Here is a 24,900-nt window from a genome sequence, read left to right as displayed (position 1 = left end):
CTCAGAACATGGCGCGCAGTAACGCGCGTAAGAACGTTCGAACCTCTGTCGCCAGCTCGCTATCAGAAAGACTTAAAAACAGCAGTGCGAGCAGCGTGACGACAACAATAATAATGATGCGATTTTTCATAGCGGGTTGCTTCCTGCAGTGTCAGATAACGATGCATCATGGTTGCCCCAGGCAGGCAGGTTTTGCCACTCGCCAGGGGGCGCATCAAAGGGGTGAGCGATCTCCGGCAGGCCGTTCCAGTGCGGGTGTAATTTCTCCCGCGCCAGCCGGATAACACGGCGAAAACTGTCATCACCGCGACGGATCAGATTTTCCCGCTCCTCGCGGATCACGGTAAACATGGCCTCAAGTTGTAACTGCAAGCGGCTTTCGGTCTGCTTAACCTGCGCGACGGTCGGCTCACTAGGCAGCGCCGCTTCCGCCTGCTGGATCAGCCGCTGTTTTTCACGTTGCCAGCGGGTGGCACAGGCTTCTAGCGCCTCGGTGCGACGCTTATCGTGCATACGGAGTAAATCCTGAAACACCAGCGGCAGCGTGGTCTGGCTGCGTTCGGGCAGCGGCACGCTTTCCGCCGCCTGCACGGCACGCGCGTACTCCTCCATCGCCGTCGGTCGGTGTCCGGCGAGCCACAGGCAAAAACCGGACATGCGCCAGCCTTCCATCTCAAATACCGGATGGGGAATGGCCTGCGCTTCCAGCGCCGCCTGGCGATACCCTTTCGCCGCTTGCAGATGGTCTTTCTTCGCGAACCACGCGCCCGCTTCACCAAAGGTGCTTTGCGTGCGTAACTGCCCTTTCAGCGCCGGATCAGCGATCTCACCAGAGAAGTTTTGCGCCTGTCGGTAGTGAGTGACGGCCTGCGCATGGTCGCCGCCTTTTAGCCAGCCACCGGCTATCAGGTTGTGCATCATCGCTTGTTGATCCGTCCAGCCGCGCCGCTGCGCAATGCCCAGCGCCAGCTCGCCGCGTGCGGCGACTTGTGCGGCACTGCCTTTTTCCAGCAGCAGCATCGCATCCGCCAGATAGCGGCGAAACAGCAGCCGGTCGGCATCGTTGTCCGTCTGCTGCTGCGCGGTCTGGTGCATCACCCGCATGCCATCGACTTCATCGACAATCAACTGCACCTCGCGCGGATGCGCCTCATATAACGGCTGCCAGATCGGTTGTTCCAGCGTATCAATCAACAGCACACGCGGGGCACTCGCATTCTGCTCCAGCCAGCCTTGTAACCAGCGCGTCAGCGCACTTTCATCGCTGACGCCAGAGGGTTTAAGCACCAGCACCAGGTAACGGAGATCCTCGGCGAAAGCCTGCGCGAAGCTCTGCAATAACGTGTTCAGCTGCGCCGGGGAGTAACAGGGCAGCCAGGGTTCCGCGTTCCATGCTGCGGCATTTTCGGTGGCTTCGTACTGTTCAACAAACTCGCGTCCCAGCGCGTCGCTGTAGCCATAACCGGTTTCAAAAGGAGTAGTCAGCCCAAGAAACAGATCCGGCAGTGTGCGGCCTTCCGCGTGCTGTTGCAGGGCGATAAAGGCATCCAGCAGCGATTCGCCGCCTGCCGGAACGCGCCAGATAAACAGGCGGGTACGCACGGTGTTCTCGCTGGCATCCAGCCAGCTTAGCTCCAGCTCACTCATCACTTTCTCTGTGGGATTCTTTGCCGCGCGCATTCCATGTCCTTATCAGGCGTTAAGCTCGATTTTCTTGCCATTGACCATCACGCCTGCCGCGTTAATGGTGATGGTCGAGCCGCCCGCGGTGATCTCCACGCTGCCGTTGCCAATCAGAATGCCGCTTTCGCCGACGTTGATCTGGAAGGTATCCGTTGCGCTGTCCGCCACGCTGCCCTGGGTAAAACGGGTGTCGCCGCCGGTGATGCTCAGCGTGCGCCCGGCACCGATATTCACCTCTTGCTTTTGCACCACCGTGCGCACTTCACTGCTGCTGATAGTGACATTGCGGTTGCCGGTCACTTTCAGTGTCTGGTCGCCGGTGACCTGCACGGTGCGGTTTTGCTGCACGCTCACCTTTTCGTTGCCCTGCACGGTGCGGGTTCTGTCCTGCACCACGGTCAGCGTCTGGTTGCCTTGCACGGTGCCGGTGTTGTTGCTCTTCACTGTGGTGGTGTGGTTGCCGGTAATGGTCTCATCACGGTTTTGATCGACACTGAGAGTTTCATTGCCTTTCACGCTTTCGGTGCGGTTCTGCTGCACGGTGGTGGTTTCGTTACCGTTGATGGTTTTGCTGCGATCCTGGCCGATGGTGACGGTTTCATTGCCGTCCACTGTGCGGGTACGGTTCTGTTTGATGTGGCTGGTTTCGTCTTTGCCCACGGTTTTGGTGCGGTTGCTGCCAACATCATGGGTTTCGTCGTTTTCAACTTCGGTATCCATGTTGCGTTCGGCATGCAGCCAGAGTTGCTCCTCGCCGGGTTTATCTTCAAAGCGCAGGGCGTTAGCGTTATCCGGCGAACCGTCTTTCGAACGGCTCATAAAGCCCATCTGCGTGGCCGCCGCCGGCAGCGCCCACGGCGGCATGCTGGCTTCGTTATAAACGCGGCCAATGATTATCGGTCTGTCCGGTTCACCGTTAATAAAATCGACCACCACTTCGTCGCCCACACGCGGGATCTGCACACCGCCGTAGCCCTGGCCAGCCCACGCGCTGGAGACACGCACCCAGCAAGAGCTGTTCTCATCGCCCTGGCTTTGTCGATCCCAGTGGAACTTCACCTTCACGCGGCCATATTTATCCGTCCAGATCGACTCACCTTGCGGCCCGACCACGCGCGCCGTTTGTGGGCCATACGTGCGCGGCCAGTCGGTGACCGATGCCGGGCGAAAAGGCGTTGTCGCCGGAATAACGGTAAAGGCGATATTGTGCTGTGAGCTGAATGGCCCACCGGAGGCGTACTGATTCTCTTCAAACGCATACTGGGCGCCAATCACCAGCCACTGGGCGTTATCGGCGAAGTTGGGCGCATTGGTAAGCCGAAAAAGATAGCCGGGCGCGATACCGGTCGCGGTGCCGGAGCCTTGCATTTGCTGCTGCTCCGCTTGCCAGGCCTGCTGGCGAATACGCGCGTATGATTCACCGTCGCCATGCTCAACAAAGCGGCCAGGCCAGTCATAGACATCAATTTTCCCTGGGCTTGGCGAAACGGGGTTTTGCAGGGTTTGCAGCATCCAGGCATGCGGCTTTCGGAAATCGTAGTCATCGGTGCTGTACAGACCCGGCGTAACGACATGGCGCGCCAGTAACTGGCTGATGCCCTCTTCGTTGACCGCGCCGCCGCCGGTTTGCGCGTGCCAGGGAATAGTGTCGTAACCGGGAAACGCCTCCGCCTGCGAGTAGTCGTCCATCAGCACCAGCGTGTGCCCCTCTTTGCTGTGGCGAAACAGATAGCTGATGCCTTCAAGCTCCAGCAAACGGCTGATGAAGTGGAAGCTGCTTTCACCATACTGCACGCTGTAATCCCACTGGCGGTAACTGCGCGTCAGTTTGTCTTCAACCCTGACGTTGTATTCGGAAAACAGCGTTTTGGCGATATCCGGCACACGCTGCTGCTGGAAAATGCGGAAGTTGCGATCGCGCATCATCGGCCAGAAATCAGGTTCAAGTGTTGCCTGATACGCCGCATAATGCGTGCCGTCCAGCTCTTCGGTACGCACCGAAACAGCAGTCACTTTGCCGGAAAGATAGCGTTCGCTGCCCGGCATCTGGCACGGGATCACCACCGTCATCTCCTGCCCGAGCAGTTTTTGCCGATCAAGGGTGAAATCTTTGCTCAGCAGGTCAACCTGAAAACGAAAAGGGGTAGAAAGGTGTTCTTCCCCTTTCAATTTCCAGAACAGGAGTGAATCACTGCCAACGGATGACAGGACGGTTATCCGGTTAACCATACGTATTCCTTGGTAGCGGCGGCGGATATTTCGGGAGAAAACGATTTGCGGGAAATCATTCAAAAGAAACTTATACGCGCGCGTATTATTTACTAACGACCAATGATTACGAGTAATATTATCTTCAGTTCATAAAAACAACAGTTAAATACACCTCAGAATCGTCTTATTTTATAATTAAAATAATAACTTATTTAAAATCAATTCGATGAAAATTACCATAATAAAAAAGAGGGCTTCAGGTTATTCGATTCAGCTAACAATTAATAATAACGCATCATATATTCTTCAATTTACAATAATATCTCCCTAAATGAAATTTGTGTATTTTAAATTAAAAACAGCCGTCAGTTGGTCAGCATTTTTAAACTTCGGTGCGGGCTATGGCATCCACCGTTGCCGGTCTGCGGTTTCGCAACAGTCCGCTGCCCAACAGTTGTCCGCTGTCGCACAGCCAACGGCCTTTAGCACATTTGCGCATATTCTTATCCGGATATATTGGTTTTCGTCGCAGGTGCAACGAATATAATCCGCTTAAATACGGTAGCAGAATGAATAATTGAAATATTTACATAGCATTCTGCCAGCTTTTCCTGGCAATAAATGGTGTGCGGAAGGTGTGTAGTGCCAACATGGTTACCCTTAGCGATCGATTCGTTCTGGCCAATGCTTTCCGCCGGGCTGAAATTTACCATTCCCTTAACGTTAAGCGCATTTATTCTTGGTTTGGCGCTCGGTTTTATTGTGGCGTTATTGCGTTTATATGGCCCTGCATTTTTAAAACCGATAGTCAGATTTTACGTCTGGTTAATTCGCGGCACCCCGTTATTAGTACAGCTATTTTTAATTTTTTACGCATTGCCCAGCGCGGGAATTACTATCGATGCATTCCCGGCGGCGGTAATTGGTTTTACGGTAAATATTGGTGCTTATACCTCGGAAGTGATCCGCGCCACCCTGCTCGCCGTGCCTAAAAGTCAGTGGGAAGCCGCGCATGCCATCAGCATGACCTGGGCGCAGGCGCTACGGCGCATTATTCTGCCGCAGGCCGCGCGTATCGCCGTGCCACCGTTATCGAATACCTTTATCTCACTGGTAAAAGACACCTCGCTGGCCTCGGTAATCACCGTCCCTGAGATGTTTCTCGCCGCGCAGCAAATTGCTGCGGTGACTTACGAGCCGTTAATTTTATATAGCGAGGCCGCGGTGATTTATCTCTTATTCAGCTCTGTCTTATCGCATTTACAAGAGAAGCTGGAGCGAAAATTAGCTGGCACCACCGTTAAGGAGCGAGCAAATGATAACGCTCTGCAACATTGAAAAAAGCTTTGCTGGTCACCGGGTGCTGCAAAATATTCATTTAACGGTAGCAGAAGGCACCGTCACCGCTTTAATTGGTCCCTCCGGCAGCGGGAAAAGTACGTTATTACGCTGTATTAATTTGCTGGAAATTCCCCAGTCCGGAGAATTAACCATCGGCAAAGAAGAGATGGTATTTACGCCAGGCGCCCGCATTAAAGGCCAGGATATTCGCCGGATGAGCCGCCAGACCGGAATGGTTTTTCAAAACTTTGCGCTGTTCCCGCATATGACGGCTCTCGACAACATTACCGAGGGGCTAATTACGGTGCATAAATGGGACCGTGAGCGTGCCCGCAAACGCGGCGAGGCGCTACTGGAGAAGGTCGGCATGCTGCATAAGCGTAACGCACTGCCAAATACGCTTTCCGGCGGCCAACAACAACGCGTGGCGATTGCCCGCGCACTGGCACCTTCGCCTGCGGTGTTGCTGTGCGATGAGCCGACCTCGGCGCTCGACCCGGAACTTTCCGGCGAGGTGGTCGCCGTCCTGCGCCAGCTGGCACATGAGGGCACCACGATGATTATGGCCACCCACGATCTGCGCTTAGCGGCCCATATTGCAAGCCAGGTGGTATTTCTCGAAGCCGGAGAGATTGTCGAAACGGGCAGCGCCAGCACCCTTTTTTCACAGGCGAAGAAACCGCGAACTACGGAATTTATCGCCTCTTTAAGCACAGCGTTTTCGGCTATCGAAGCGCATCAATAACAATATTTACGGGGTAACGCAGATGAAGGCATTCGCAACACTGGTGATAGCAGGCGTTATGCAGCTGGGCTTTGCTCACGCGGCGCTGGCGCAGGATGATCTGGCAAAAATTCAGTCCGCCGGGGTGTTAAAAATTGGCACCGAAGGGACGTATCCGCCGTTCACTTTCCATAACGCCGCCGGCAAACTGGAAGGGTTTGATGTCGAAATCGGCCAGGAGATCGCCAGGCGCCTGAAAGTGAATGCCCAGTTTGTTGAAGGCAAATGGGATGGCCTGATCGCCGGTATCGATGCCAACCGCTACGACGCGGTGATAAACCAGGTGGGCATTACGCCGGAACGCCAGAAAAAATATGACTTCTCCGAGCCGTATATCGCCTCTAAAGCGGTGCTGATCGTCAACAGCAAAAACACGGCGATCACCCGTTTCGAGGATTTAAAAGGCAAAAAATCCGCCCATACGCTGACCAGCAACTATGCGCAGATTGCCCGCAAATATGGCGCGGAGATCGTTGCTACCGACGGCTTTAACCAGTCTGTCGATTTGGTGGTGCAGGGACGCGCCGATGCGACCATCAACGACAACCTGTCATTCCTGGATTTCAAAAAACATAAACCAGACGCGCCGGTGAAAATTGTCGCCACGCAATCTGACGCGGAGAAATCCGGCGTGTTGTTCCGCAAAGGCAACCCGCAACTGAAAGCCGCGATTGATAAAGCCCTGGAAGAGATCAAAGCCGACGGCACTTATCAGCGCATTTCGCAGAAATACTTCGGCGCGGATGTGTCGAAGTAATGCGTAGCCGCTGAATGGTAAACCCCACAACGCGGGGTTTTTTATGCCGCTGGAGCCTTACGCACTGGCACCCGTTTTATTTGGACTGGTGCTCGACACCACGCAAAGCTGGGGCGCGGCGTAATGGGTGCTTGCTGCAGGCGGCGTGAGTTGCGGCTACCCTTTCGGCGTTACTGCTGCGCCAGTTCAGCAGGCGTTGCGCATAAAAAAACCCCGCCAGGCGGGGTTTTTACGTTTGCGGAGTGACGCAAATCAGAACGGAATGTCGTCGTCGAAATCCATCGGCGGTTCGTTAGACGGCGCCGGTGCGGACTGCTGCTGCGGGCGAGACTGCGCGCCGCCGCTGAACTGATTGCCGCCCTGCGGCTGTTGAGGCTGACCCCAACCGCCCTGCTGCTGGCCGCCGCCTGCCGGTGCGCCACCACCCTGACGGCCGCCCAGCATCTGCATGGTGCCACCAACGTTAACCACCACTTCAGTGGTGTATTTTTCCTGACCGGATTGATCGGTCCACTTGCGGGTGCGCAACTGACCTTCGATATAAACCTGAGAGCCTTTACGCAGGTACTCGCCGGCCACTTCCGCCAGCTTGCCAAACAGCACAACACGGTGCCATTCGGTCTGCTCTTTGGTTTCGCCGGTCTGCTTGTCACGCCAGGATTCGGAAGTAGCCAGCGTAATGTTGGCAACTGCGCCACCACTCGGCATATAGCGTACTTCCGGGTCCTGGCCCAGATTACCGACGAGAATCACCTTGTTTACGCCTCTGCTGGCCATATTGTGTCTCCTGAAAACGTTGCTTGATTCTTAGTAGTGTAAACGCGCGATTGTAGCATTACAAAGCCACACTTAGATAGCTGCGAGGAGGATTCCAGATTATCGCCGCGCGCCATAGTTTGACATACCCGAAGCGAATATGCATGCGAATACTGTATATTCATTCAGGTTAAATTGTGTCATAATTAGCCGTTTCTGACCGCTGGTTGTCCTTCAAACACACCAGGCAAAAAAGTGTTCCTCCGGGTAAAAGGTGAATGGATTGGATAAGATAGAAGTACGGGGCGCCCGCACCCATAATCTCAAAAACATCAACCTCGTCATCCCTCGCGACAAACTGATTGTCGTTACCGGGCTGTCGGGTTCTGGTAAGTCCTCCCTGGCTTTCGACACACTCTATGCCGAAGGGCAGCGTCGTTACGTTGAATCGCTCTCCGCGTATGCGCGTCAGTTTCTGTCGCTGATGGAAAAACCGGACGTTGACCACATTGAAGGTTTATCGCCCGCCATTTCTATTGAACAAAAATCGACATCCCACAACCCGCGTTCCACCGTCGGCACGATCACGGAAATTCATGATTACCTGCGTCTGCTGTTCGCTCGCGTCGGCGAACCGCGTTGCCCGGATCACGACGTTCCGCTGGCGGCGCAAACCGTAAGCCAGATGGTGGATAACGTGTTGTCGCAGCCAGAAGGCAAGCGCCTGATGCTGCTGGCGCCGGTTATCAAAGAGCGTAAAGGCGAGCACACCAAAACGCTGGAAAACCTTGCAAGCCAGGGTTACATCCGTGCGCGTATTGACGGCGAAGTGTGCGATCTCTCCGATCCGCCAAGCCTCGAACTACAAAAGAAACACACCATTGAAGTGGTGATTGACCGTTTTAAAGTGCGCGAAGACCTCGCCCAGCGCCTGGCGGAATCGTTTGAAACCGCACTGGAGCTTTCCGGCGGCACGGCCGTGGTTGCCGATATGGACGAGCCGAACGCTGAAGAGTTGCTGTTTTCCGCCAACTTCGCCTGTCCGATTTGCGGCTACAGCATGCGCGAGCTGGAACCGCGTCTGTTCTCGTTCAACAACCCAGCTGGAGCATGCCCGACCTGCGACGGTCTGGGCGTGCAGCAATATTTTGATCCAGATCGCGTGATCCAGAACCCGGAGCTGTCGCTGGCCGGTGGCGCGATTCGCGGCTGGGATCGCCGCAACTTCTACTATTTCCAGATGCTGAAATCGCTGGCGGAACACTACAAATTCGACGTGGAAGCGCCGTGGGAAAGCCTGAGCGCCAACGTGCAGAAAGTGGTGCTGTTTGGTTCCGGTAAAGAGTCGATTGAGTTCAAATACATGAACGATCGTGGCGACACTTCCGTGCGTCGTCACCCGTTTGAAGGCGTCCTGCATAACATGGAGCGTCGTTACAAAGAGACGGAATCCAGCGCGGTACGTGAAGAACTTGCGAAGTTTATCAGCAATCGCCCATGCGCCTCCTGTGAAGGGACGCGTCTGCGCCGCGAAGCGCGCCACGTCTTTGTTGAAAACACCCCGCTGCCGACCATTTCCGATATGAGCATCGGCCATGCGATGGACTTCTTCAACAACCTGAAACTTTCCGGCCAGCGGGCAAAAATCGCCGAAAAAGTGCTGAAAGAGATTGGCGATCGCCTGAAGTTCCTGGTCAACGTCGGCCTGAACTACCTGACGCTCTCGCGCTCGGCGGAAACGCTCTCAGGCGGTGAAGCGCAGCGCATTCGTCTGGCAAGCCAGATTGGCGCGGGTCTGGTAGGCGTCATGTATGTGCTGGATGAGCCGTCAATCGGCCTGCACCAGCGCGATAACGAACGTCTGCTCGGCACGCTTATTCATCTGCGTAACCTCGGTAACACGGTGATTGTCGTCGAACACGACGAAGACGCCATTCGCGCCGCCGACCATGTCATCGACATTGGCCCTGGCGCGGGCGTACACGGCGGCCAGGTGGTGGCCGAAGGGACGCTGGATGCCATCATGGCGGTGCCGGAATCCCTGACCGGGCAGTACATGAGCGGCAAACGTAAAATTGAGCTGCCAAAACAGCGTGTGAAAGCCGATCCGGAAAAAGTGCTGAAGCTGACCGGTGCGCGCGGTAACAACCTGAAAGATGTGACGCTGACGCTGCCGGTGGGCCTGTTCACCTGTATCACCGGCGTTTCCGGCTCCGGTAAATCGACGCTGATCAACGATACGCTGTTCCCGATCGCCCAGCGTCAGTTGAACGGCGCGACCATTGCCGAACCTGCGCCGTATCGCGATGTGCAGGGGCTGGAGCATTTCGACAAAGTCATTGATATCGACCAGAGCCCGATTGGACGCACGCCGCGCTCCAACCCGGCCACCTATACCGGTGTCTTTACGCCGGTGCGCGAGCTGTTTGCTGGTGTACCGGAGTCCCGCTCGCGCGGTTACACGCCGGGGCGCTTCAGCTTTAACGTGCGCGGTGGTCGCTGCGAAGCGTGCCAGGGTGATGGCGTAATCAAGGTTGAGATGCACTTTCTGCCGGATATTTACGTGCCGTGCGACCAGTGCAAAGGCAAGCGCTACAACCGCGAAACGCTGGAGATCAAATACAAAGGCAAAACCATCCATGAAGTGCTGGATATGACTATTGAAGAAGCACGTGAATTCTTCGATGCGGTTCCGGCGCTGGCGCGTAAGCTGCAAACGCTGATGGATGTTGGCCTGACCTATATTCGTCTTGGACAGTCGGCGACAACGCTTTCCGGCGGTGAAGCCCAGCGCGTGAAGCTGGCGCGCGAGCTGTCGAAACGCGGCACCGGGCAGACGCTCTACATCCTCGACGAACCGACCACCGGCCTGCACTTTGCTGATATCCAGCAGTTGCTGGACGTGCTGCATCAGTTACGGGATCAGGGCAACACCATTGTGGTGATTGAGCACAACCTGGACGTGATTAAAACGGCGGACTGGATTGTCGACCTCGGCCCGGAAGGCGGCAGCGGCGGCGGCGAGATTCTGGTCTCCGGCACGCCGGAAACGGTCGCCGAATGCGAAGCCTCTCACACGGCGCGTTTCCTCAAACCGATGCTGAAATAATTACACGGAGAGTTGCTGTCGGACCTGTTCCGGCACCAACTCAATCGCCTGCTGATACGACGCATCCACCAGGTAGTAAATCTGCGAATCCGGTAACGAACCATCCAGGTAAACGGTGCTCCAGTGCGCTTTATTTAAGTGACGGCTGGGGCGCACATCTGCATGCTGCTGACGCAGCAAATCCGCCAGTTCAGGGCTTGCTTTCAGCGATGCTGCTGGCCGCCCTTCCACCTCTTTCACCATTGCAAACAGCACATCCGCAACTTTGATTTGTGTTGCTTTCCAGTCGCTATGCACGCTCTGTTCAGCGCCAGGCTTCGCCATGCAATATTGCAGTAACTCGGAAATTGTCACTTTTGCTTCTCCTTGTCATGTCGTGGTGGGATATCGCGATCGGCATAAATACGTCATTTAAGCGTAGTGTATGGATAAAAAAATCGTGGGCCGTTACAAAACCTGACGATTAACACAACCTAAACAGAATTGAGAACGCTGGAACCTTTTGTGATTTAGAGTGACAAATGGTTACAAATAGAAAGTAACAGTTGTTTTTTTTAATTTTTTCAAAGAGATAAAAGAAGCGCATTGATGTGCAATTGATTACGGATTAAAGAGAAAACTCCCGGAGATGCCTGATGAGCATATTACATGGCGAGAAGAAAACCGTCCTTGTCGCTGAAGATGATAGCGATATAGCCGGTGTTATTATTGCTTACCTTGAACGCGACAAGTTCGCGGTGATTCATGCCCCTGATGGTGAAAAAGCGGTCATGATGGCCGAAAAATATCAGCCTGATTTTATTATTCTGGATATCAAGATACCGAAAAAGGATGGCTGGCAAGTACTGATGGAGCTACGCCAGAAAACCGATACCCCGATTATGATGCTGACCGCATTAGACGCCGACACGGATAAAGTTCTGGCATTAAAAACGGGTGCTGATGATTACGTGGTAAAACCGTTCAACCCGGAGGAATTAGTCGCCAGGGTGCATGTTATTTTAAAAAGAAGCCAGCAATATCATGCGCGAGAAAATCTAAAACTGTATAAAACAAGAAACATTGAAATTAATAAAATAACGCACCAGGTTTACGTTGGCCCGAAGAAAATGGATTTATCTACAGACTTAACCTCAACAGAATTTAAGATCTTGATGCATTTAATTCGCTATCCGCAGCGCGTCTTTACGCGCGAAGAAATCATGAATGCTTGCATGCCAGAGGGTAATGCCTGCGATCGCACCGTGGATAGCCATGTCAGCAAATTAAGAAAGAAGCTCCAGCAGGCGGGCATTATCAATGTGCCGGAGTGCGTACGCGGCTTCGGCTACCGGCTGGGAGATTGATGTAGTAAGCAGGCTCCCGGCGGGGGATAAGCGCCGCCGGGAGCCTCCGTTAAAATAGCGTCCTGCCCAACGGCAGAATGTCGCACCACTGTTTTTTATAGCTCCAGTAATCTTTATAGACCCCGAGAGAGAACTTAAATTTTTTATCTTTCGCGGTACATAATTCTTTCGCTTTACAGATATTCACCCACAACAAAATACTGCCCAAATTAAATTCAGGATAGTTTTGCGAATATCCACCATTAATATCATCAAAATAAAAATAGCCATCACATTCCGACATAAAAATGATATCAAATGCGCAGGGGCGACCATGAATAAAAAGCACAGCACCAAAGAGTAAATGCCGCAATGCAGCAAATGTTCTGATTAAGTCATCACGTGTAAAACAGTAAATTTTACCCTGCCAGCGCTGTTTGAACACGTCGATATAAATATCGGCCAGTTCGCTATCTGAAAAGTCATCAACCCACCGAAGTTCACCGCCACAGGCAAGAAACTTTTTCCTTTCGCCGTTGCGTTTTTTCTGTGACGCTTTCGAGAAGCTCTCTTTGACGTAGCAGATCTTGTTTTTTAAATAACCGCTGAATAAAACATTGAGAAAATCTGTGCGATGGTGCGGCGACAGCCGCTTGGTAACCACAGGTAAATACCCCACCTTTTTCGTTTGCAGCGGCAGCATGATGTCATCAAAAACAAAGGGATAACGCCGGTCCTGTAGCGATAGCGAACCCTTCATCGCGTAACACGCGCCAATGTATACCTGCTTGCGACGAATGACGTAAAAATCCAGCTTCGCCCCCGTTTCAGCACTTAAAAATTGCAGCACATCCGGATGTGTACAGACAGAACCGCCAAATTGTTGCCAGACCATTTTGTAGGTGGCGAAATCGCACGGTTCCCAACCGTACAGCCACGCGAAAACATTCCGTAAAACCATAACTACCCCGTGTTATCAGACGCACCCACACGTCTTTATGCAGGCTTATAACCGGGGTATATGGAGGTTTGATGGAGCGGCTACTCTCCCTGCAGCGTGGCGATGATTTTTCGCGAGCCACCGTGAATGCGGTGCTCGCCAAGCCAAATTCCCTGCCATGTGCCCAGCACCACGCGCCCGTTTTGCACAGGTAACAGCAGCGAAACGCCTAACAGCGAGGATTTAATGTGCGACGGCATATCATCCGGCCCTTCGTAATCATGCTCATACGGCGCGTTGTCCGGCACGGCTTGTAGAAAATGCTGCTCCATATCGTGGCGCACGGTGGGATCGCAATTTTCGTTCAGGGTGAGCGAAGCAGAGGTATGTTGCAGCAACAAGTGCAGCAAACCAACGTTAATGCGGGAGATATCGCGAAGTTGCCCAAGCACTTCGTCCGTCACCAGATGAAACCCGCGCGACTTCGCGCCAAGCGTAAGGGTTTGTTGATACCACATGCCTATCTCCTGTCAGCAAGATGAACTCTTGTCAGTGTGGCAGCATGTTGCCAGAACAGGAAAGCCAGGGCTAATACTCGGAGTTCACAATCACTTCCTCGCCCAGCGCACCCGCCTGCGGTAAAGGGCGATAGGTCGAGTTTGAAGCGCGTAGCACGCGAATTGGCCGGGCTTCGCTTTCTCGTGCCGCGGTGATATCGCTGTCTGAATCGCCATAGAAAATGCGGATTTTATTGGCTTTCAGCCACTGGGTTTTGCTGTTCTGTCCGGGCTTATCGCCGGCGAAAATCACCGGGTTCATATTGGCCGCAGGAATAAGAAAATCGTCCTGTAGCGTTTTACTCACCGTTTCCGTTTTTGTCGGGCTACGGCCGGTGATGAAAAAGATGCTGTCACCGCGCTTTACATGCATCGCGATCAGATGGCGAGCCACTTCTTTCGGAATACTGAACTCGTCCCAGCCGTTGTTCATCTTTTCCCAAAACGCCGGGTTTTGCAGATAAGCTTCGCTCTCCGGCGACCAGGTTTTTTTACCGCGCCAGAAACCGGGGCTGGAAAATAGCACCGTGTCGTCAATATCAAACCCGACCGCCATTGGCGGGCGTTCGATCAGAGAATTTTCAATTTGCGCCACAGAAACCCAGTGAACAGGTGCCTGTTCGGCGAGCCTGGCAACATTGGTGCCTTCAGATACCGGCGTGGGTGCCGATGCGTAAACCGCGCTGCCAAACGTCATCCACAGGCAGACCGCGCCGAGCGCGCGTATGAACTTTCGCATATTTATCCCTAAATTATCAGTTCGTTATATTTTATAAATGGTGCGAATGGTCAAAATGTTACCAGACCATACCCTGTGAAGCCGATGAAAAAAAGGATTTTTTGCAGATTATTCAGAGAATAAGCGAATGTTGAGGCATAAATAATCCCCTGCCAGGACGCAGGGGATGGGAAAAAGTAAGTGGGTGCTTACATTACTGCGGCGAATGCTTGCGCCACGCGGTGGACATTGCGGCTGTTAAGACCGGCAACACACATCCGCCCGCTGGCGATGAGATAAACGCCAAACTCTTCACGCAGACGGTCAACCTGCGCTGCGCTCAGGCCGGTATAACTGAACATGCCGCGCTGTTTAAGCAGATAATCGAAATTCCCGCCTGGTACTGCCTCTTTCAGCACGGTGACCAGCTCCTGGCGCATCGCCAGAATACGCGTACGCATGGCTTCCACTTCCGCCAGCCAGGAGGCTTTCAGACCGGTGTCGCCAAGCACTGTCGCGACCAGCTGTGCGCCAAAATTCGGCGGGCTGGAGTAGTTACGGCGCACGGTGGCCTTGAGCTGCCCCAGCACGCGGCTGGCGGCGTCCGCATCGTCACACACCACGGAAAGCCCGCCAACGCGCTCGCCATACAGCGAGAAAATTTTCGAAAATGAGTTGCTGACCAGCGCAGGCAGCCCGGCGCGGGCAACGGCACGGATGGCATAAGCATCGTCTTCCATTCCGGCACCAAAGCCCTGATAGGCGATGTCGAGGAATGGGATCAGATTGCGCGCTTTCAACACCTCAACCACCTGATCCCACTGCGCGTGAGTGAGATCCGCACCGGTTGGGTTATGGCAGCATGGGTGCAGCAGCACAATGCTCTGTGCGGCCAGGGTGTTCAGTTTTTCCAGAAATGCTTCAAAACGCACACCGTTAGTAGCACTGTCGTACCAGGGGTAAGTACTCACTACGAAGCCAGCACCTTCAAAAATGGCGACATGGTTTTCCCAGGTCGGGTCACTGACCCACACGCCGGAATCTGGAAAGTAACGTTTCAGAAAATCTGCGCCGACTTTCAGCGCACCGGAGCCGCCTAATGTCTGGATGGTGGCAACGCGTTTTTGCGCCAGTACCGGATGTTCTGCACCGAACAGCAGCGGAGCTATCGCGTCGCGATAGCTGTTTAGCCCTTCCATCGGCAGATAGACCGACGCACCGTGCGGCTGTGCGTTCAGGCGCGCTTCGGCCTCGGCAACCGCCTGCAAACGCGGGATGATGCCGTCTTCGTTGTAATACAGCCCGATGCTGAGATTAACCTTGTCGCTGCGGGGATCTTCTTTAAAGCGCTCCATTAACGACAGAATCGGGTCGCCGGCGTAGGCGTCAACTTTCTGAAACACGCGTGTACTCTCCAGGTTTACAGTAGGCAAGAACCACCACAATAAACCGGAAGCAGAGGAAGATCGAGAGTAGTAACAGCGGTGTTAAAAAATAAGCGCTTTAGCCGCGCAGCGCGGCGAGAATTTGCGCCACGCGCTCGCTTACCGAACCGTGTACACGCAGAAAGGGAATGCCGCGTTGCGTCAGCTGTTCGTTGTACCAGGCCTGCTGGCGCTGGCGGAAGGTTTCATCCTGGCGGGTGCCATCCTGTACAAACGGGAAATCGTCGTCACACAGCACCACGAGGTGGTAGTGCCGCTGCGCCAGTGCATAGAGCGCATCCGGCGCGTGGTCAAACATCGCCAGCGTATAGAACAGCGTCGTCAGCGGGGAGGTGTCGCACACCAGCCACTGCCGGGCGTCGGCAGCATCTTCGCGCTGCACCTGCGTTTGTGCAATCGGCAGCATATCGTCATAAACCAGTTCACCGCCCTTTTCATCCCAGCGTTCGCGACCATATTCCGCCACATACGCCGTCTCAAGCTCCTGCGCCAGCGCAACGCTCAGGGTGCTTTTGCCGGTCGATTCACCGCCCAGCAGACAAATGCGCTGCACGAAATCCCGGTAAACAACGGGCGCTAACATCTGCCGCCAGCGATGAACATCACTGCGGATCAGCGTGCCGGAAGGCGCTTGCTCCCCCTGCTCACGCTGCAAACGCACATGCGCGACAGGGCGTGCAAAGCGTTCACTGAGTACGCGGGCAAAGCCGTCGCCGTAATCCTCAGCGGTAAATACCGCCTGCGGCCGGCAGTGCAGAATCTGCAAACAGATATCGGCCATGTAGTGGCGGTGCAGCTCACCGTCGGCATCGTTATGCGGTGGTGCGCTCAAGCCATAATCAGCGAGACGCTGGGGGGTGAGAACCAGAATGTCGCATTGTGGGAAACGCGCACGCAGCCAGCGTTCGCGTTTTTCAGGCTCACAGCCGGGTAATTCCGGCAGGGAATAACTGACTATCCAGACACGCTCGCACTGTTCCAGCGCGGCATTGATCAATCGCTCGTGGCCGCAGTGTAACGGCGCAAATTTTCCGACAACCAGACCGCTGGCAAAGCGATTCATCGCGCGGCCATCGCTTTGCGCCACTGATACAGACCATGCCAGGCGTTACACCAGAAGACAAGGTACAACCCGGCGGTGAGCCAGAGATCGCGCGCGGCGTACAGCGGCACGGCAATGGTGTTGACCAGCAGCCAGAAATACCAGCTTTCGAGCCTGCGCCCCATCAGCATAAATTGCGCGAGCACGCTGAAAACCATGATGGCGGAGTCCAGCCACGGCGACCACGCGTTGGTAAAGCGGTGCAACAGCCAGGCGTAGCATCCGGCGACAACCAGCGCGCCCGCTAACATCAGCAACAAATGGTTAAGCGGCGTTTTGCGCACCGCCAGTTCGCTGCCGTGGTTGCCTTTTAGCCAGTTGATCCACCCGGCAATACTACTGGCAATAAAGAACAGTTGCAGCGTGACATCGGCATAGAGCTGTACGGAGTAGAACACCCAGCCATACAGCACACAGCCGATAATCCCCGTCCACCAGGTGTGCATATTATTGCGCGCGGCAAGCCATACAGAGAGGGCATAAGCCAGACAGGCGGCGATTTCCATTGGCGACAAGGCGCAATCCTTTTAGTCGATGTATTTTAAAGTCGCCCGCGAAGTCAGGCGCGTGATAAGTTCGTAAGCACTCACTTTTGTAGCTTCAGCAATGCGTTCAACGGGCAAACCTTCTCCCCACAGCACCACTTCATCACCGACTTTGTCTTGCGCATCCGGGCCGAGATCAACGCAAATCATATCCATTGCCACACGCCCGACAATCGGCACTTCGCGGCCGTTGATCAGCACTGGCGTACCCGAAGGTGCAGCGCGTGGATAGCCGTCGCCGTAACCCATTGCCACCACGCCTAAACGCGTGTTACGCGTACTTTCCCAGGTGCCGCCATAGCCCACCGCATCGCCCGCATTATGTTCGCGCACCGCAATCAGTTGCGAAGTCAGCGTCATGACAGGCTGAAAACCGAAATCCTCGCCCCAGGGCTTATTCTCAAGCGGCGAAACGCCGTACAGGATAATGCCTGGGCGAACCCAGTCGAAGTGCGATTGCGGCCACAGCAGCGTACCGCCGGAAGCGGCAATGGAACGCAGACCAGGTTTGCCGTCAGTAAAGGTGGTGAAGATATCAAGCTGGCGCTCTGTTGCGCCGCATTCCGGCTCGTCGGCGCGGGCAAAATGGCTGGCAATGTTGACCGGCTGGCGCACATTTTTGCACTGCGACAAACGCGCATAAAACGCCTCAGCTTCGTGCGGATGTACGCCAAGGCGATGCATGCCGGTATCGAGCTTCATCCACACGGTAACCGGCGCTTTCAGCGTCGCGGTTTCCAGCGCTTCCAGCTGTTCAAGGCTATGAATCACCGTATGAAGCTGATGTTCAGCCACCAATGGCAGGTCGCTGGCGGCGAAGAAACCTTCCAGCAGCAAAATCGGTTGTGTGATACCGCCCGCGCGTAATTGCAGGGCTTCTTCAAGACGGGAGACACCGAAAGCATCGGCATCGGGGAGCGTTCGCGCGGTCTCGAGAAGACCGTGTCCATAGGCGTTCGCTTTCACGACCGCAACCACGCTGCTGGCGGGAGCCAGTTCACGCAGGCGTTGCAGATTGTGTCGCAGAGCGCGGCGGTTAACTACTACGGTTGCCGCTTGCATTTACATTACCCTTTCAAGCAATCGTCAATATCATTCGTGTGCAGGAAGACGACAAGCCCGGCGATCCCGACGGTTTGTTAAACCAGGCGACCAGGATCAGCGGAGGCAGTCAACGCCCCTGTAATGCGAAGGATGAAGAGGATTTATTCGTCGTCGTATTGTGGCCCTGCATAATTATCAAAGCGCGACCACTGCCCGTTAAATGTCAGACGCACGGTACCTATCGGCCCGTTACGCTGTTTACCAATAATGATTTCTGCAATGCCTTTTAAATCACTGTTTTCGTGATAAACCTCGTCACGATAAATAAACATGATCAAGTCGGCGTCCTGCTCGATGGAGCCAGATTCACGCAAGTCGGAGTTTACCGGACGTTTGTCGGCGCGCTGCTCCAGCGAGCGGTTAAGCTGCGACAGCGCCACCACCGGCACTTGTAACTCTTTCGCCAGCGCTTTTAGCGAGCGGGAGATTTCGGCGATTTCCAGCGTACGGTTATCCGACAACGACGGCACACGCATCAGTTGCAGGTAGTCGATCATGATAAGCCCAATGCCGCCATGCTCGCGTGCGATACGCCGCGCACGGGATCGGACTTCCGTCGGCGTCAGGCCGGAAGAGTCATCAATATAGATATTGCGTTTTTCCAGCAGGATGCCCATGGTGCCGGAGATGCGCGCCCAGTCTTCATCGTCCAGTTGGCCGGTACGAATGCGCGTCTGATCGACACGCGAAAGTGAGGCCAGCGAACGCATCATGATCTGTTCGGAGGGCATCTCAAGACTGAATATTAATACCGGTTTATCCTGCAACATCGCCGCGTTTTCAACGAGGTTCATCGCAAATGTCGTTTTACCCATCGACGGACGCGCGGCAACAATGATCAAATCCGACGGCTGTAAACCCGCCGTTTTCTTATTAAGATCGTCATAGCCCGTATTCACACCGGTGACACCATCGTGCGGCTGCTGGAAAAGTTGTTCGATGCGCGAAACAGTCGCTTCAAGCACATCGGCGATGTTTTTTGGGCCTTCGTCTTTATTTGCGCGGCTTTCAGCGATTTTAAAAACGCGCGATTCGGCAAGATCGAGCAGATCTTCACTGCTGCGCCCCTGCGGATCAAAACCGGCGTTGGCGATTTCGTTCGCCACCGAAATCATTTCGCGCACTACCGCACGTTCGCGAACGATATCGGCATAAGCACTAATGTTTGCCGCACTTGGCGTATTTTTGGAAAGCTCCGCCAGGTAAGCAAAGCCGCCAACAATGTCCAGTTGCCCCTGGAGCTCCAGCGATTCTGCGAGCGTTATCAGATCGATGGGTTTGCCCATCTCCTGCAAGCGGTGCATCTCGGTAAAAATATGGCGGTGCGGGCGCGTATAAAAATCATCCGCCACGACGCGTTCGGCAACATCGTCCCAACGCTCGTTATCCAGCATTAAACCGCCCAACACCGACTGCTCCGCTTCAATAGAATGCGGAGGCACTTTCATCCCCTCGAGCTGCACGTCGCGGGTTTCAGTCTGTTTGTTGAAGGGTTTATTTCCTGCCATAGTGAATGGAGCTATCCGGGTAATGAATGGGTTGAGAGATTATCACATCAGGAGGAAGCATGGCGACGAGAATAGAATTTCAAAAGCATGGTGGGCCTGAGGTGCTTAAAGCGGTTGAGTTCACCCCCGCAGCGCCAGCGGAAAACGAAGTGCAGGTAGAAAATAAAGCCATCGGCATCAACTATATCGATACCTATATCCGTAGCGGGTTATATCCACCGCCAGCGTTACCCAGTGGACTGGGCACCGAAGCGGCAGGCGTGGTAAGCAAAGTGGGCAGCGGTGTTACGCAGGTGAAAGTGGGTGATCGCGTGGTGTATGCGCAATCGGGGCTGGGCGCGTACAGCTCGGTACACAACGTTTTAGCGGATAAAGTTGCGGTGCTACCGAACGCTATCTCCTTCGAGCAAGCGGCGGCGTCGTTCCTGAAGGGGCTGACGGTGTTTTATCTGCTGCGCAAAACCTACGAAATCAAGCCAGATGAAATGTTCCTGTTCCATGCTGCCGCCGGTGGTGTCGGGTTGATTGCCTGCCAGTGGGCAAAAGCGCTCGGCGCGAAGCTGATTGGTACCGTAGGTTCCGCGCAAAAAGCGCAGCGCGCATTACAGGCGGGCGCCTGGCAGGTGATCAACTACAGCGAAGAGAATGTGGTGGAACGTGTCAAAGAACTCACCGGCGGTAAAAAGGTGGCGGTGGTGTACGACTCTGTGGGGAAAGACACCTGGGAAACGTCGCTTGATTGTCTGCGACGTCGCGGATTGATGGTGAGCTTTGGCAACTCTTCCGGCCCGGTTACCGGTGTGAATCTGGGTATTCTTAACCAGAAAGGCTCGCTCTACGCCACACGCCCTTCCCTCAATGGCTATGTCACTAACCGGGAAGAGTTGCAGGAAGCCAGTAATGAGCTGTTTTCGCTGATTGCCAGTGGGGTTATTAAAGTGGATGTGGCCGACAGCCAGAAGTTCGCGCTGCAAGATGCACAGCGGGCGCATGAAGTACTGGAGAGCCGGGCGACGCAGGGCTCAAGCCTGTTGATCCCTTAAGCTAAATACCTGAAAGAATTAGGGCTTCCCGTGGGAAGCCCTTTCTTTTTTAGTTCGGCTGCATTGTAGGGTACAGCGCGATGAATTCGTTAACGTCGCGATAGTGACAGATTTAATAAGTAAATCCTATTCGGTTCTAAGCAATGTACCGGGAAAAGTCTTCGGTATGTGACGAACCACGCAATACTTTAGTAACGCCAACGGTTATTGCGTTGATAACGCGGGACCTTCGGTTCTTTCACGGCACGGATAATCCAGACAACGGCGACGGCCAGCAGCAGCCATGGCAATAGCTTGATCATCAATGCGAAAAGCCCGCCGAGAAACATGACAGCCGTTGCCACCAGCAGCGCCGCGATGATGCCGAGCAGCGAAACACCGGTCACCAGCAACATGATAAAAAAGCCCACGATAAACAGTAATTCCAGCATGATGGATCTCCCAAAGAGGTAACTCCGGCTGTTATTACAAGAATCATGCCAGGAAAAATCATCTTAGTTATCAATAAAAAAGCTCCGCAGCAGAAGGCGAAGCTTAGTGAATTTGACTACCTTTTGGTTAAATTTTAACGCCTTGACGCCACCAGATTGAGCGCGTGTTCCACCACCGCGATATCCGCACCGGCTTTATGCGCATTTTCACTCAGATAACGACGCCACTGGCGCGCGCCGGGAACGCCCTGAAACAGCCCCAGCATATGGCGTGTGATATGCCCGAGATACGCGCCCTGACTCAGCTCGCGCTCAATGTAGGGATACATGGCGCGCACCACGGCGACCGGATCGGCATCCGCCACGTCGGTGCCAAAGATCTCGCGGTCAACAGACGCCAGCATGCCAGGGTTCTGATACGCTTCGCGACCGACCATCACGCCATCCATATGCTCCAGATGCGCTTTGGCTTCTTCCAGCGATTTGATACCGCCGTTAATGGCCATTGTCAGGTGCGGAAAATCACGTTTCAGCTGATAAACGCGAGGGTAATCCAGCGGTGGAATTTCGCGGTTCTCTTTCGGGCTTAATCCTGAAAGCCACGCTTTGCGCGCATGGATGATAAAACTTTCACATTCGCCTTTTCCGGCCACGGTGCCAATAAAGTCGCAGAGAAATTCGTAGCTGTCCTGATCGTCAATGCCAATACGCGTTTTGACAGTGACCGGAATTGACACCACATCACGCATCGCTTTGATGCAATCCGCCACCAGTTGCGCTTCGCCCATCAGGCATGCGCCGAAACGGCCATTCTGCACGCGATCGGACGGACACCCGACGTTGAGGTTAATTTCATCATACCCGCGCGCTTCGGCCAGCTTCGCACAATGGGCAAGCTGCGCCGGATCGCTACCACCGAGCTGCAACGCCACCGGATGTTCTTCTTCGCTAAACGCCAGGTAATCGCCCTTGCCATGAATGATGGCACCGGTGGTGACCATTTCGGTGTAGAGCAACGTCTGGCGCGACAGCTGGCGCAAGAAGTAGCGGCAATGTCGGTCCGTCCAGTCGAGCATCGGCGCAATGGAGAAACGATGGGCAGGAAAAGTAGCGGACTGATTGTGTGGCAGCATGGCGAATATTTAAGCATCGAATGAAAAAGGGGCGCTACTATAGCACAGGCAAAACCGGAGGCGCAGCGCCTCCGGCTAAACCTTAAAATGTGACGCTCAGCTGCGCGCCTGCACCCCAGGTTTCATCTTCACCGACCAGCCCCATCAAATCGACATGGACACGGTTAAACGGTGCAAAACCGACACCGCCAGTGAAGACGTTTTTATCATCGCCTTTCACATCCGCACGGTAACCGGCACGCACCGCCAGCCAGCTAAGCGGGCGAACTTCCGCACCAACGCCCACGTACTGGGAGTTTTTCTCGCTCTTAAAGCCTTTGGTCTCGGTTAAATCCCCGTCGGCGCTTAATGTCACCAGATCGTTGTGCCAGGCCGCGCCAGCCGTCACCACCGGGCTGATCTGGTAGGTGTCTTTGTAATTGGTGACATCACCGGTTCTGCCATTGCGAATACGAATGTCCTGAGTATCGATATCGCGAGAGATCAGGTTGGTGCCGGTTAAGCCAACAGTAATGTTTTCACCAAAGTCTGCGGCGGCACCGACATCGATGTTAAAGCCAGTGTCATCGGTACGATAACGACTGTCTTTCAGGTCGCTGCTCTTATAGTCATAAATAGACGCGGTGTAGTTGTAGACCCACGTTTTTTGCAGCTTCGGCGTCACGCCAAGGGACAACGGCACGCCAGCGACTTCAAACTGGCGCGCCATGGCGATACCAAAGTCGGAGACAATTGCCGCACGGCCCGCTGCGGTAGAGTTAAGGTTTTTGGTGATCTCTTCGCTACCGTTTGGCGAAACCACCGCGCCTAACGCTTCGCCTACGGCAAAACCGGTGTTGTTCTGAATATTGCGCAGGTAATCAATATCCTGTTGATCGATATTCGAGCTTACGCGGGCGTGCGCATACGCTTTGGTAACGAAAGCCAGCGAGAGCACATCATTTGGAATGCTGACCGCAATGCCTGCGGCAGCTTTGGCCTGAGCGGTTTTGCCTTTCAGAAACACCAGTTCGTCGGCCAGATCTTTCGCCGCATTCTGGAACTGATTGACCGTGCCAATCGGGTTGGCAATGATCTGCGCAGCGGTCAGGTTATCGACCACATCCTTGTAACCATCAATTTTGTCATTGATGTTATCGATTTCATCGCGAAGGTTATCTTTGTCGGTAATTTGCGCCTGAACGCTCGGCAGGATAATCGTGACGTTATCTTCCGGCTTGGCTTTCGCCAGCAACGCCGGGTTGATGAGCGCCCCACTACCATAATTTGCCGATGCAACACCCGTTCCTCCCATTGCATCGTTACGTGCTTCTGCCCAGGTATTGGCTGCTCCTGCTTGATTTGCTGCAAAGAAGGAGACAGCGATAGCGACCACTGAAAGTTTACGTTTTTTATTCACAATATGTGTCTCGTAGCCAGATGAGTTTTTTTAAGCCTGTTTATTTTAAAAGAAACAGGAATTCACTATTGCTGCGAACAACGACCAAAAAAGAAGCTAAATCAAGTGAACGTACAGGATATATATGAACGTTATCGTTATTGAGGAAACTCTCAATATTTATAGAAGAGGAAATTCGTTTCGGGAAGGAAAGTGAGAAAAGGAGTTTACGGGCGGCGATCTCGGTGTTTTGGACAGGACATGGTAAAGTGTGCGTTTCTATTTCCCCGACCAGAGAGCGCAAATGGATAAGACCACTTCGCAAGAGATGTTAGTGCAGGCTGAAAAGCTGTGCGCGCAGCGCAATGTGCGCCTGACTCCCCAGCGCCTTGAAGTATTGCGATTGCTGAGCCTGCAACAAGGGGCAATTAGCGCCTATGATTTGCTTGATCTGCTGCGCGAAAGCGAGCCACAAGCAAAACCACCGACAGTTTATCGCGCGCTTGATTTTCTGCTGGAGCAAGGGTTCGTTCACAAAGTGGAGTCCACGAACAGTTATGTGCTGTGCCACCTTTTTGATCAGCCGACGCACACGTCAGCAATGTTTATTTGTGACCGCTGTGGTTCAGTGAAAGAAGAACAAGCCGAAGGCGTGGAAGATATTATGCATGCGCTGGCAGCGAAAATGGGTTTTGCCCTGCGCCATAATGTCATTGAAGCGCATGGCCTGTGTGCGGCTTGTGTGGAAGTGGAAGCCTGCCGCCATCACGGTCACTGCCAGCATGACCATAGCGTCCCGCTAAAGAAAAAACCGCGATAATAGTCTCTCGTTTTTTATCGGCTATTTATTACCTACGCCACAACCTGCCAGGTATCGCATTTTAACGGCGGCGAGCAAGCACATACTGCGGCAGTCCTAAGTCAGGCAAACCGTTGGTAAAACGAGATAGATAGAAAGAGGGATGCGATAAGAACGCAAAATTTGGAAGCTTGTAAGCCAAATCAATGCGTTTCGAGCTCATAAATGTGG

The 24,900-nt window shown here is 54.0% G+C and carries 23 protein-coding genes; 7 read left to right on the top strand and 16 right to left on the bottom strand.

From position 1 onward, the window contains the following. Position 1 precedes the first annotated feature (1 nt). Genes JKP81_RS23720 through JKP81_RS12730 form a run of 3 tightly spaced genes read right to left on the bottom strand, consistent with a single transcriptional unit; the run spans position 2 to position 3,912 of the window. Positions 2 to 130, bottom strand: a complete 129-nt coding sequence (locus JKP81_RS23720; RefSeq protein ID WP_020456137.1) for a hypothetical protein — start codon at positions 128 to 130, stop codon at positions 2 to 4. Further along, a complete protein-coding gene (locus tag JKP81_RS12735; RefSeq protein ID WP_200552041.1) occupies positions 127 to 1,680 on the bottom strand; it encodes a hypothetical protein in 1,554 nt (517 codons plus the stop codon). Before JKP81_RS12735 ends, JKP81_RS23720 begins: the two co-directional genes overlap by 4 nt. Before the next feature lie 12 nt (positions 1,681 to 1,692). Beyond that, positions 1,693 to 3,912 carry a type VI secretion system Vgr family protein gene (locus tag JKP81_RS12730; protein ID WP_200552040.1) on the bottom strand — a complete coding sequence of 740 codons (2,220 nt, stop codon included), beginning with the start codon at positions 3,910 to 3,912 and terminating at the stop codon, positions 1,693 to 1,695. Between the two features lie 624 nt (positions 3,913 to 4,536). Here JKP81_RS12730 and JKP81_RS12725 point away from each other — a divergent pair. The 3 genes from JKP81_RS12725 to JKP81_RS12715 are packed head-to-tail and all read left to right on the top strand — an operon-like array spanning position 4,537 to position 6,776. Beyond that, positions 4,537 to 5,232, top strand: coding sequence for an amino acid ABC transporter permease (locus tag JKP81_RS12725; protein ID WP_200552039.1), 696 nt, complete (start codon positions 4,537 to 4,539; stop codon positions 5,230 to 5,232). Continuing rightward, entirely contained in the window at positions 5,210 to 5,980 is a 771-nt protein-coding gene (locus tag JKP81_RS12720; protein ID WP_200552038.1) for an amino acid ABC transporter ATP-binding protein, read from the top strand. Before JKP81_RS12725 ends, JKP81_RS12720 begins: the two co-directional genes overlap by 23 nt. A gap of 22 nt (positions 5,981 to 6,002) precedes the next feature. Beyond that, complete coding sequence (locus tag JKP81_RS12715) at positions 6,003 to 6,776, top strand: amino acid ABC transporter substrate-binding protein (RefSeq protein ID WP_200552037.1); 774 nt, start codon at positions 6,003 to 6,005, stop codon at positions 6,774 to 6,776. A gap of 252 nt (positions 6,777 to 7,028) precedes the next feature. Here the strand turns inward: JKP81_RS12715 and ssb1 are convergent, their stop codons facing one another. Next, positions 7,029 to 7,553, bottom strand: coding sequence for a single-stranded DNA-binding protein SSB1 (gene ssb1 / locus JKP81_RS12710; RefSeq protein ID WP_017459456.1), 525 nt, complete (start codon positions 7,551 to 7,553; stop codon positions 7,029 to 7,031). 262 nt (positions 7,554 to 7,815) lie between these two features. On the opposite strand from ssb1, the gene uvrA reads away from it, so the two are divergent. Further along, positions 7,816 to 10,641 carry an excinuclease ABC subunit UvrA gene (gene uvrA / locus JKP81_RS12705; protein WP_200552036.1) on the top strand — a complete coding sequence of 942 codons (2,826 nt, stop codon included), beginning with the start codon at positions 7,816 to 7,818 and terminating at the stop codon, positions 10,639 to 10,641. Here uvrA and JKP81_RS12700 read toward each other — a convergent pair whose 3' ends face one another. Beyond that, positions 10,642 to 10,995, bottom strand: coding sequence for an MmcQ/YjbR family DNA-binding protein (locus tag JKP81_RS12700; RefSeq protein ID WP_200552035.1), 354 nt, complete (start codon positions 10,993 to 10,995; stop codon positions 10,642 to 10,644). A 281-nt stretch (positions 10,996 to 11,276) separates the two neighbouring features. On the opposite strand from JKP81_RS12700, the gene JKP81_RS12695 reads away from it, so the two are divergent. After that, positions 11,277 to 11,987, top strand: a complete 711-nt coding sequence (locus tag JKP81_RS12695; protein ID WP_200552034.1) for a response regulator — start codon at positions 11,277 to 11,279, stop codon at positions 11,985 to 11,987. Between the two features lie 49 nt (positions 11,988 to 12,036). Here JKP81_RS12695 and JKP81_RS12690 read toward each other — a convergent pair whose 3' ends face one another. From JKP81_RS12690 to dnaB, 8 genes are all read right to left on the bottom strand, one after another. Continuing rightward, positions 12,037 to 12,927 (bottom strand): transcriptional regulator, encoded by an 891-nt coding sequence (locus tag JKP81_RS12690; RefSeq protein ID WP_200552033.1) that lies wholly within the window; start codon positions 12,925 to 12,927, stop codon positions 12,037 to 12,039. Between the two features lie 80 nt (positions 12,928 to 13,007). Beyond that, a complete protein-coding gene (locus tag JKP81_RS12685) occupies positions 13,008 to 13,424 on the bottom strand; it encodes a secondary thiamine-phosphate synthase enzyme YjbQ (RefSeq protein ID WP_200552032.1) in 417 nt (138 codons plus the stop codon). Between the two features lie 70 nt (positions 13,425 to 13,494). After that, positions 13,495 to 14,202 carry an acid phosphatase AphA gene (gene aphA / locus JKP81_RS12680; protein ID WP_200552031.1) on the bottom strand — a complete coding sequence of 236 codons (708 nt, stop codon included), beginning with the start codon at positions 14,200 to 14,202 and terminating at the stop codon, positions 13,495 to 13,497. 188 nt (positions 14,203 to 14,390) lie between these two features. Then, positions 14,391 to 15,584, bottom strand: coding sequence for an aromatic amino acid transaminase (gene tyrB, locus JKP81_RS12675; protein WP_200552030.1), 1,194 nt, complete (start codon positions 15,582 to 15,584; stop codon positions 14,391 to 14,393). Positions 15,585 to 15,684: 100 nt separating this feature from the next. Beyond that, positions 15,685 to 16,689 carry an AAA family ATPase gene (locus tag JKP81_RS12670; protein WP_200552202.1) on the bottom strand — a complete coding sequence of 335 codons (1,005 nt, stop codon included), beginning with the start codon at positions 16,687 to 16,689 and terminating at the stop codon, positions 15,685 to 15,687. Beyond that, on the bottom strand, positions 16,686 to 17,243 hold the full coding sequence (pnuC, locus tag JKP81_RS12665; protein ID WP_025263765.1) for a nicotinamide riboside transporter PnuC: 558 nt from the start codon (positions 17,241 to 17,243) through the stop codon (positions 16,686 to 16,688). The genes JKP81_RS12670 and pnuC overlap by 4 nt, the downstream gene beginning before the upstream one ends. 12 nt (positions 17,244 to 17,255) lie before the next feature. Continuing rightward, on the bottom strand, positions 17,256 to 18,335 hold the full coding sequence (gene alr / locus JKP81_RS12660) for an alanine racemase (protein WP_200552029.1): 1,080 nt from the start codon (positions 18,333 to 18,335) through the stop codon (positions 17,256 to 17,258). Between the two features lie 143 nt (positions 18,336 to 18,478). Continuing rightward, positions 18,479 to 19,885: a replicative DNA helicase gene (gene dnaB / locus JKP81_RS12655; RefSeq protein WP_017459445.1), complete on the bottom strand. Its 1,407-nt coding sequence runs from the start codon at positions 19,883 to 19,885 to the stop codon at positions 18,479 to 18,481. 59 nt (positions 19,886 to 19,944) lie between these two features. Here dnaB and JKP81_RS12650 point away from each other — a divergent pair, with 59 nt between their 5' ends. Then, positions 19,945 to 20,928, top strand: a complete 984-nt coding sequence (locus tag JKP81_RS12650; RefSeq protein ID WP_086873916.1) for a quinone oxidoreductase — start codon at positions 19,945 to 19,947, stop codon at positions 20,926 to 20,928. A gap of 188 nt (positions 20,929 to 21,116) precedes the next feature. Here JKP81_RS12650 and pspG read toward each other — a convergent pair whose 3' ends face one another. The 3 genes from pspG to traF form a co-directional block, all read right to left on the bottom strand. Next, the gene (pspG, locus tag JKP81_RS12645; RefSeq protein ID WP_086873915.1) at positions 21,117 to 21,359 is read right to left on the bottom strand and encodes an envelope stress response protein PspG; all 243 of its coding nucleotides are present in this window, start codon (positions 21,357 to 21,359) and stop codon (positions 21,117 to 21,119) included. Between the two features lie 134 nt (positions 21,360 to 21,493). Continuing rightward, positions 21,494 to 22,492, bottom strand: a complete 999-nt coding sequence (gene dusA, locus JKP81_RS12640) for a tRNA dihydrouridine(20/20a) synthase DusA (RefSeq protein ID WP_200552028.1) — start codon at positions 22,490 to 22,492, stop codon at positions 21,494 to 21,496. 82 nt (positions 22,493 to 22,574) lie between these two features. Beyond that, positions 22,575 to 23,891, bottom strand: coding sequence for a conjugal transfer protein TraF (gene traF, locus JKP81_RS12635; RefSeq protein WP_200552027.1), 1,317 nt, complete (start codon positions 23,889 to 23,891; stop codon positions 22,575 to 22,577). 283 nt (positions 23,892 to 24,174) lie between these two features. Between traF and zur the strand changes: the two genes are divergently transcribed. Further along, on the top strand, positions 24,175 to 24,690 hold the full coding sequence (gene zur, locus JKP81_RS12630) for a zinc uptake transcriptional repressor Zur (protein WP_200552026.1): 516 nt from the start codon (positions 24,175 to 24,177) through the stop codon (positions 24,688 to 24,690). The last annotated feature ends 210 nt before the right edge of the window (positions 24,691 to 24,900 follow it).

It is taken from the genome of Kosakonia sp. LAM2021 (genome assembly GCF_016620385.1).
Lineage (GTDB): Bacteria > Pseudomonadota > Gammaproteobacteria > Enterobacterales > Enterobacteriaceae > Kosakonia > Kosakonia sacchari.
Note: the sequence above shows the minus strand (reverse complement) of the source record. Positions and strands in the feature narration are given on the sequence as shown.

Bases quoted from the DNA above. Each gene is read 5' to 3' on its own strand.
- JKP81_RS23720 (WP_020456137.1), bottom strand. From the start codon at position 130: ATGAAAAATCGCATCATTATTATTGTTGTCGTCACGCTGCTCGCACTG.
- JKP81_RS12735 (WP_200552041.1), bottom strand. From the start codon at position 1,680: ATGCGCGCGGCAAAGAATCCCACAGAGAAAGTGATGAGTGAGCTGGAG.
- JKP81_RS12730 (WP_200552040.1), bottom strand. From the start codon at position 3,912: ATGGTTAACCGGATAACCGTCCTGTCATCCGTTGGCAGTGATTCACTC.
- JKP81_RS12720 (WP_200552038.1), top strand. From the start codon at position 5,210: ATGATAACGCTCTGCAACATTGAAAAAAGCTTTGCTGGTCACCGGGTG.
- JKP81_RS12715 (WP_200552037.1), top strand. From the start codon at position 6,003: ATGAAGGCATTCGCAACACTGGTGATAGCAGGCGTTATGCAGCTGGGC.
- ssb1 (WP_017459456.1), bottom strand. From the start codon at position 7,553: ATGGCCAGCAGAGGCGTAAACAAGGTGATTCTCGTCGGTAATCTGGGC.
- JKP81_RS12695 (WP_200552034.1), top strand. From the start codon at position 11,277: ATGAGCATATTACATGGCGAGAAGAAAACCGTCCTTGTCGCTGAAGAT.
- JKP81_RS12690 (WP_200552033.1), bottom strand. From the start codon at position 12,927: ATGGTTTTACGGAATGTTTTCGCGTGGCTGTACGGTTGGGAACCGTGC.
- JKP81_RS12685 (WP_200552032.1), bottom strand. From the start codon at position 13,424: ATGTGGTATCAACAAACCCTTACGCTTGGCGCGAAGTCGCGCGGGTTT.
- aphA (WP_200552031.1), bottom strand. From the start codon at position 14,202: ATGCGAAAGTTCATACGCGCGCTCGGCGCGGTCTGCCTGTGGATGACG.
- JKP81_RS12670 (WP_200552202.1), bottom strand. From the start codon at position 16,689: ATGAATCGCTTTGCCAGCGGTCTGGTTGTCGGAAAATTTGCGCCGTTA.
- alr (WP_200552029.1), bottom strand. From the start codon at position 18,335: ATGCAAGCGGCAACCGTAGTAGTTAACCGCCGCGCTCTGCGACACAAT.
- dnaB (WP_017459445.1), bottom strand. From the start codon at position 19,885: ATGGCAGGAAATAAACCCTTCAACAAACAGACTGAAACCCGCGACGTG.
- JKP81_RS12650 (WP_086873916.1), top strand. From the start codon at position 19,945: ATGGCGACGAGAATAGAATTTCAAAAGCATGGTGGGCCTGAGGTGCTT.
- pspG (WP_086873915.1), bottom strand. From the start codon at position 21,359: ATGCTGGAATTACTGTTTATCGTGGGCTTTTTTATCATGTTGCTGGTG.
- dusA (WP_200552028.1), bottom strand. From the start codon at position 22,492: ATGCTGCCACACAATCAGTCCGCTACTTTTCCTGCCCATCGTTTCTCC.
- zur (WP_200552026.1), top strand. From the start codon at position 24,175: ATGGATAAGACCACTTCGCAAGAGATGTTAGTGCAGGCTGAAAAGCTG.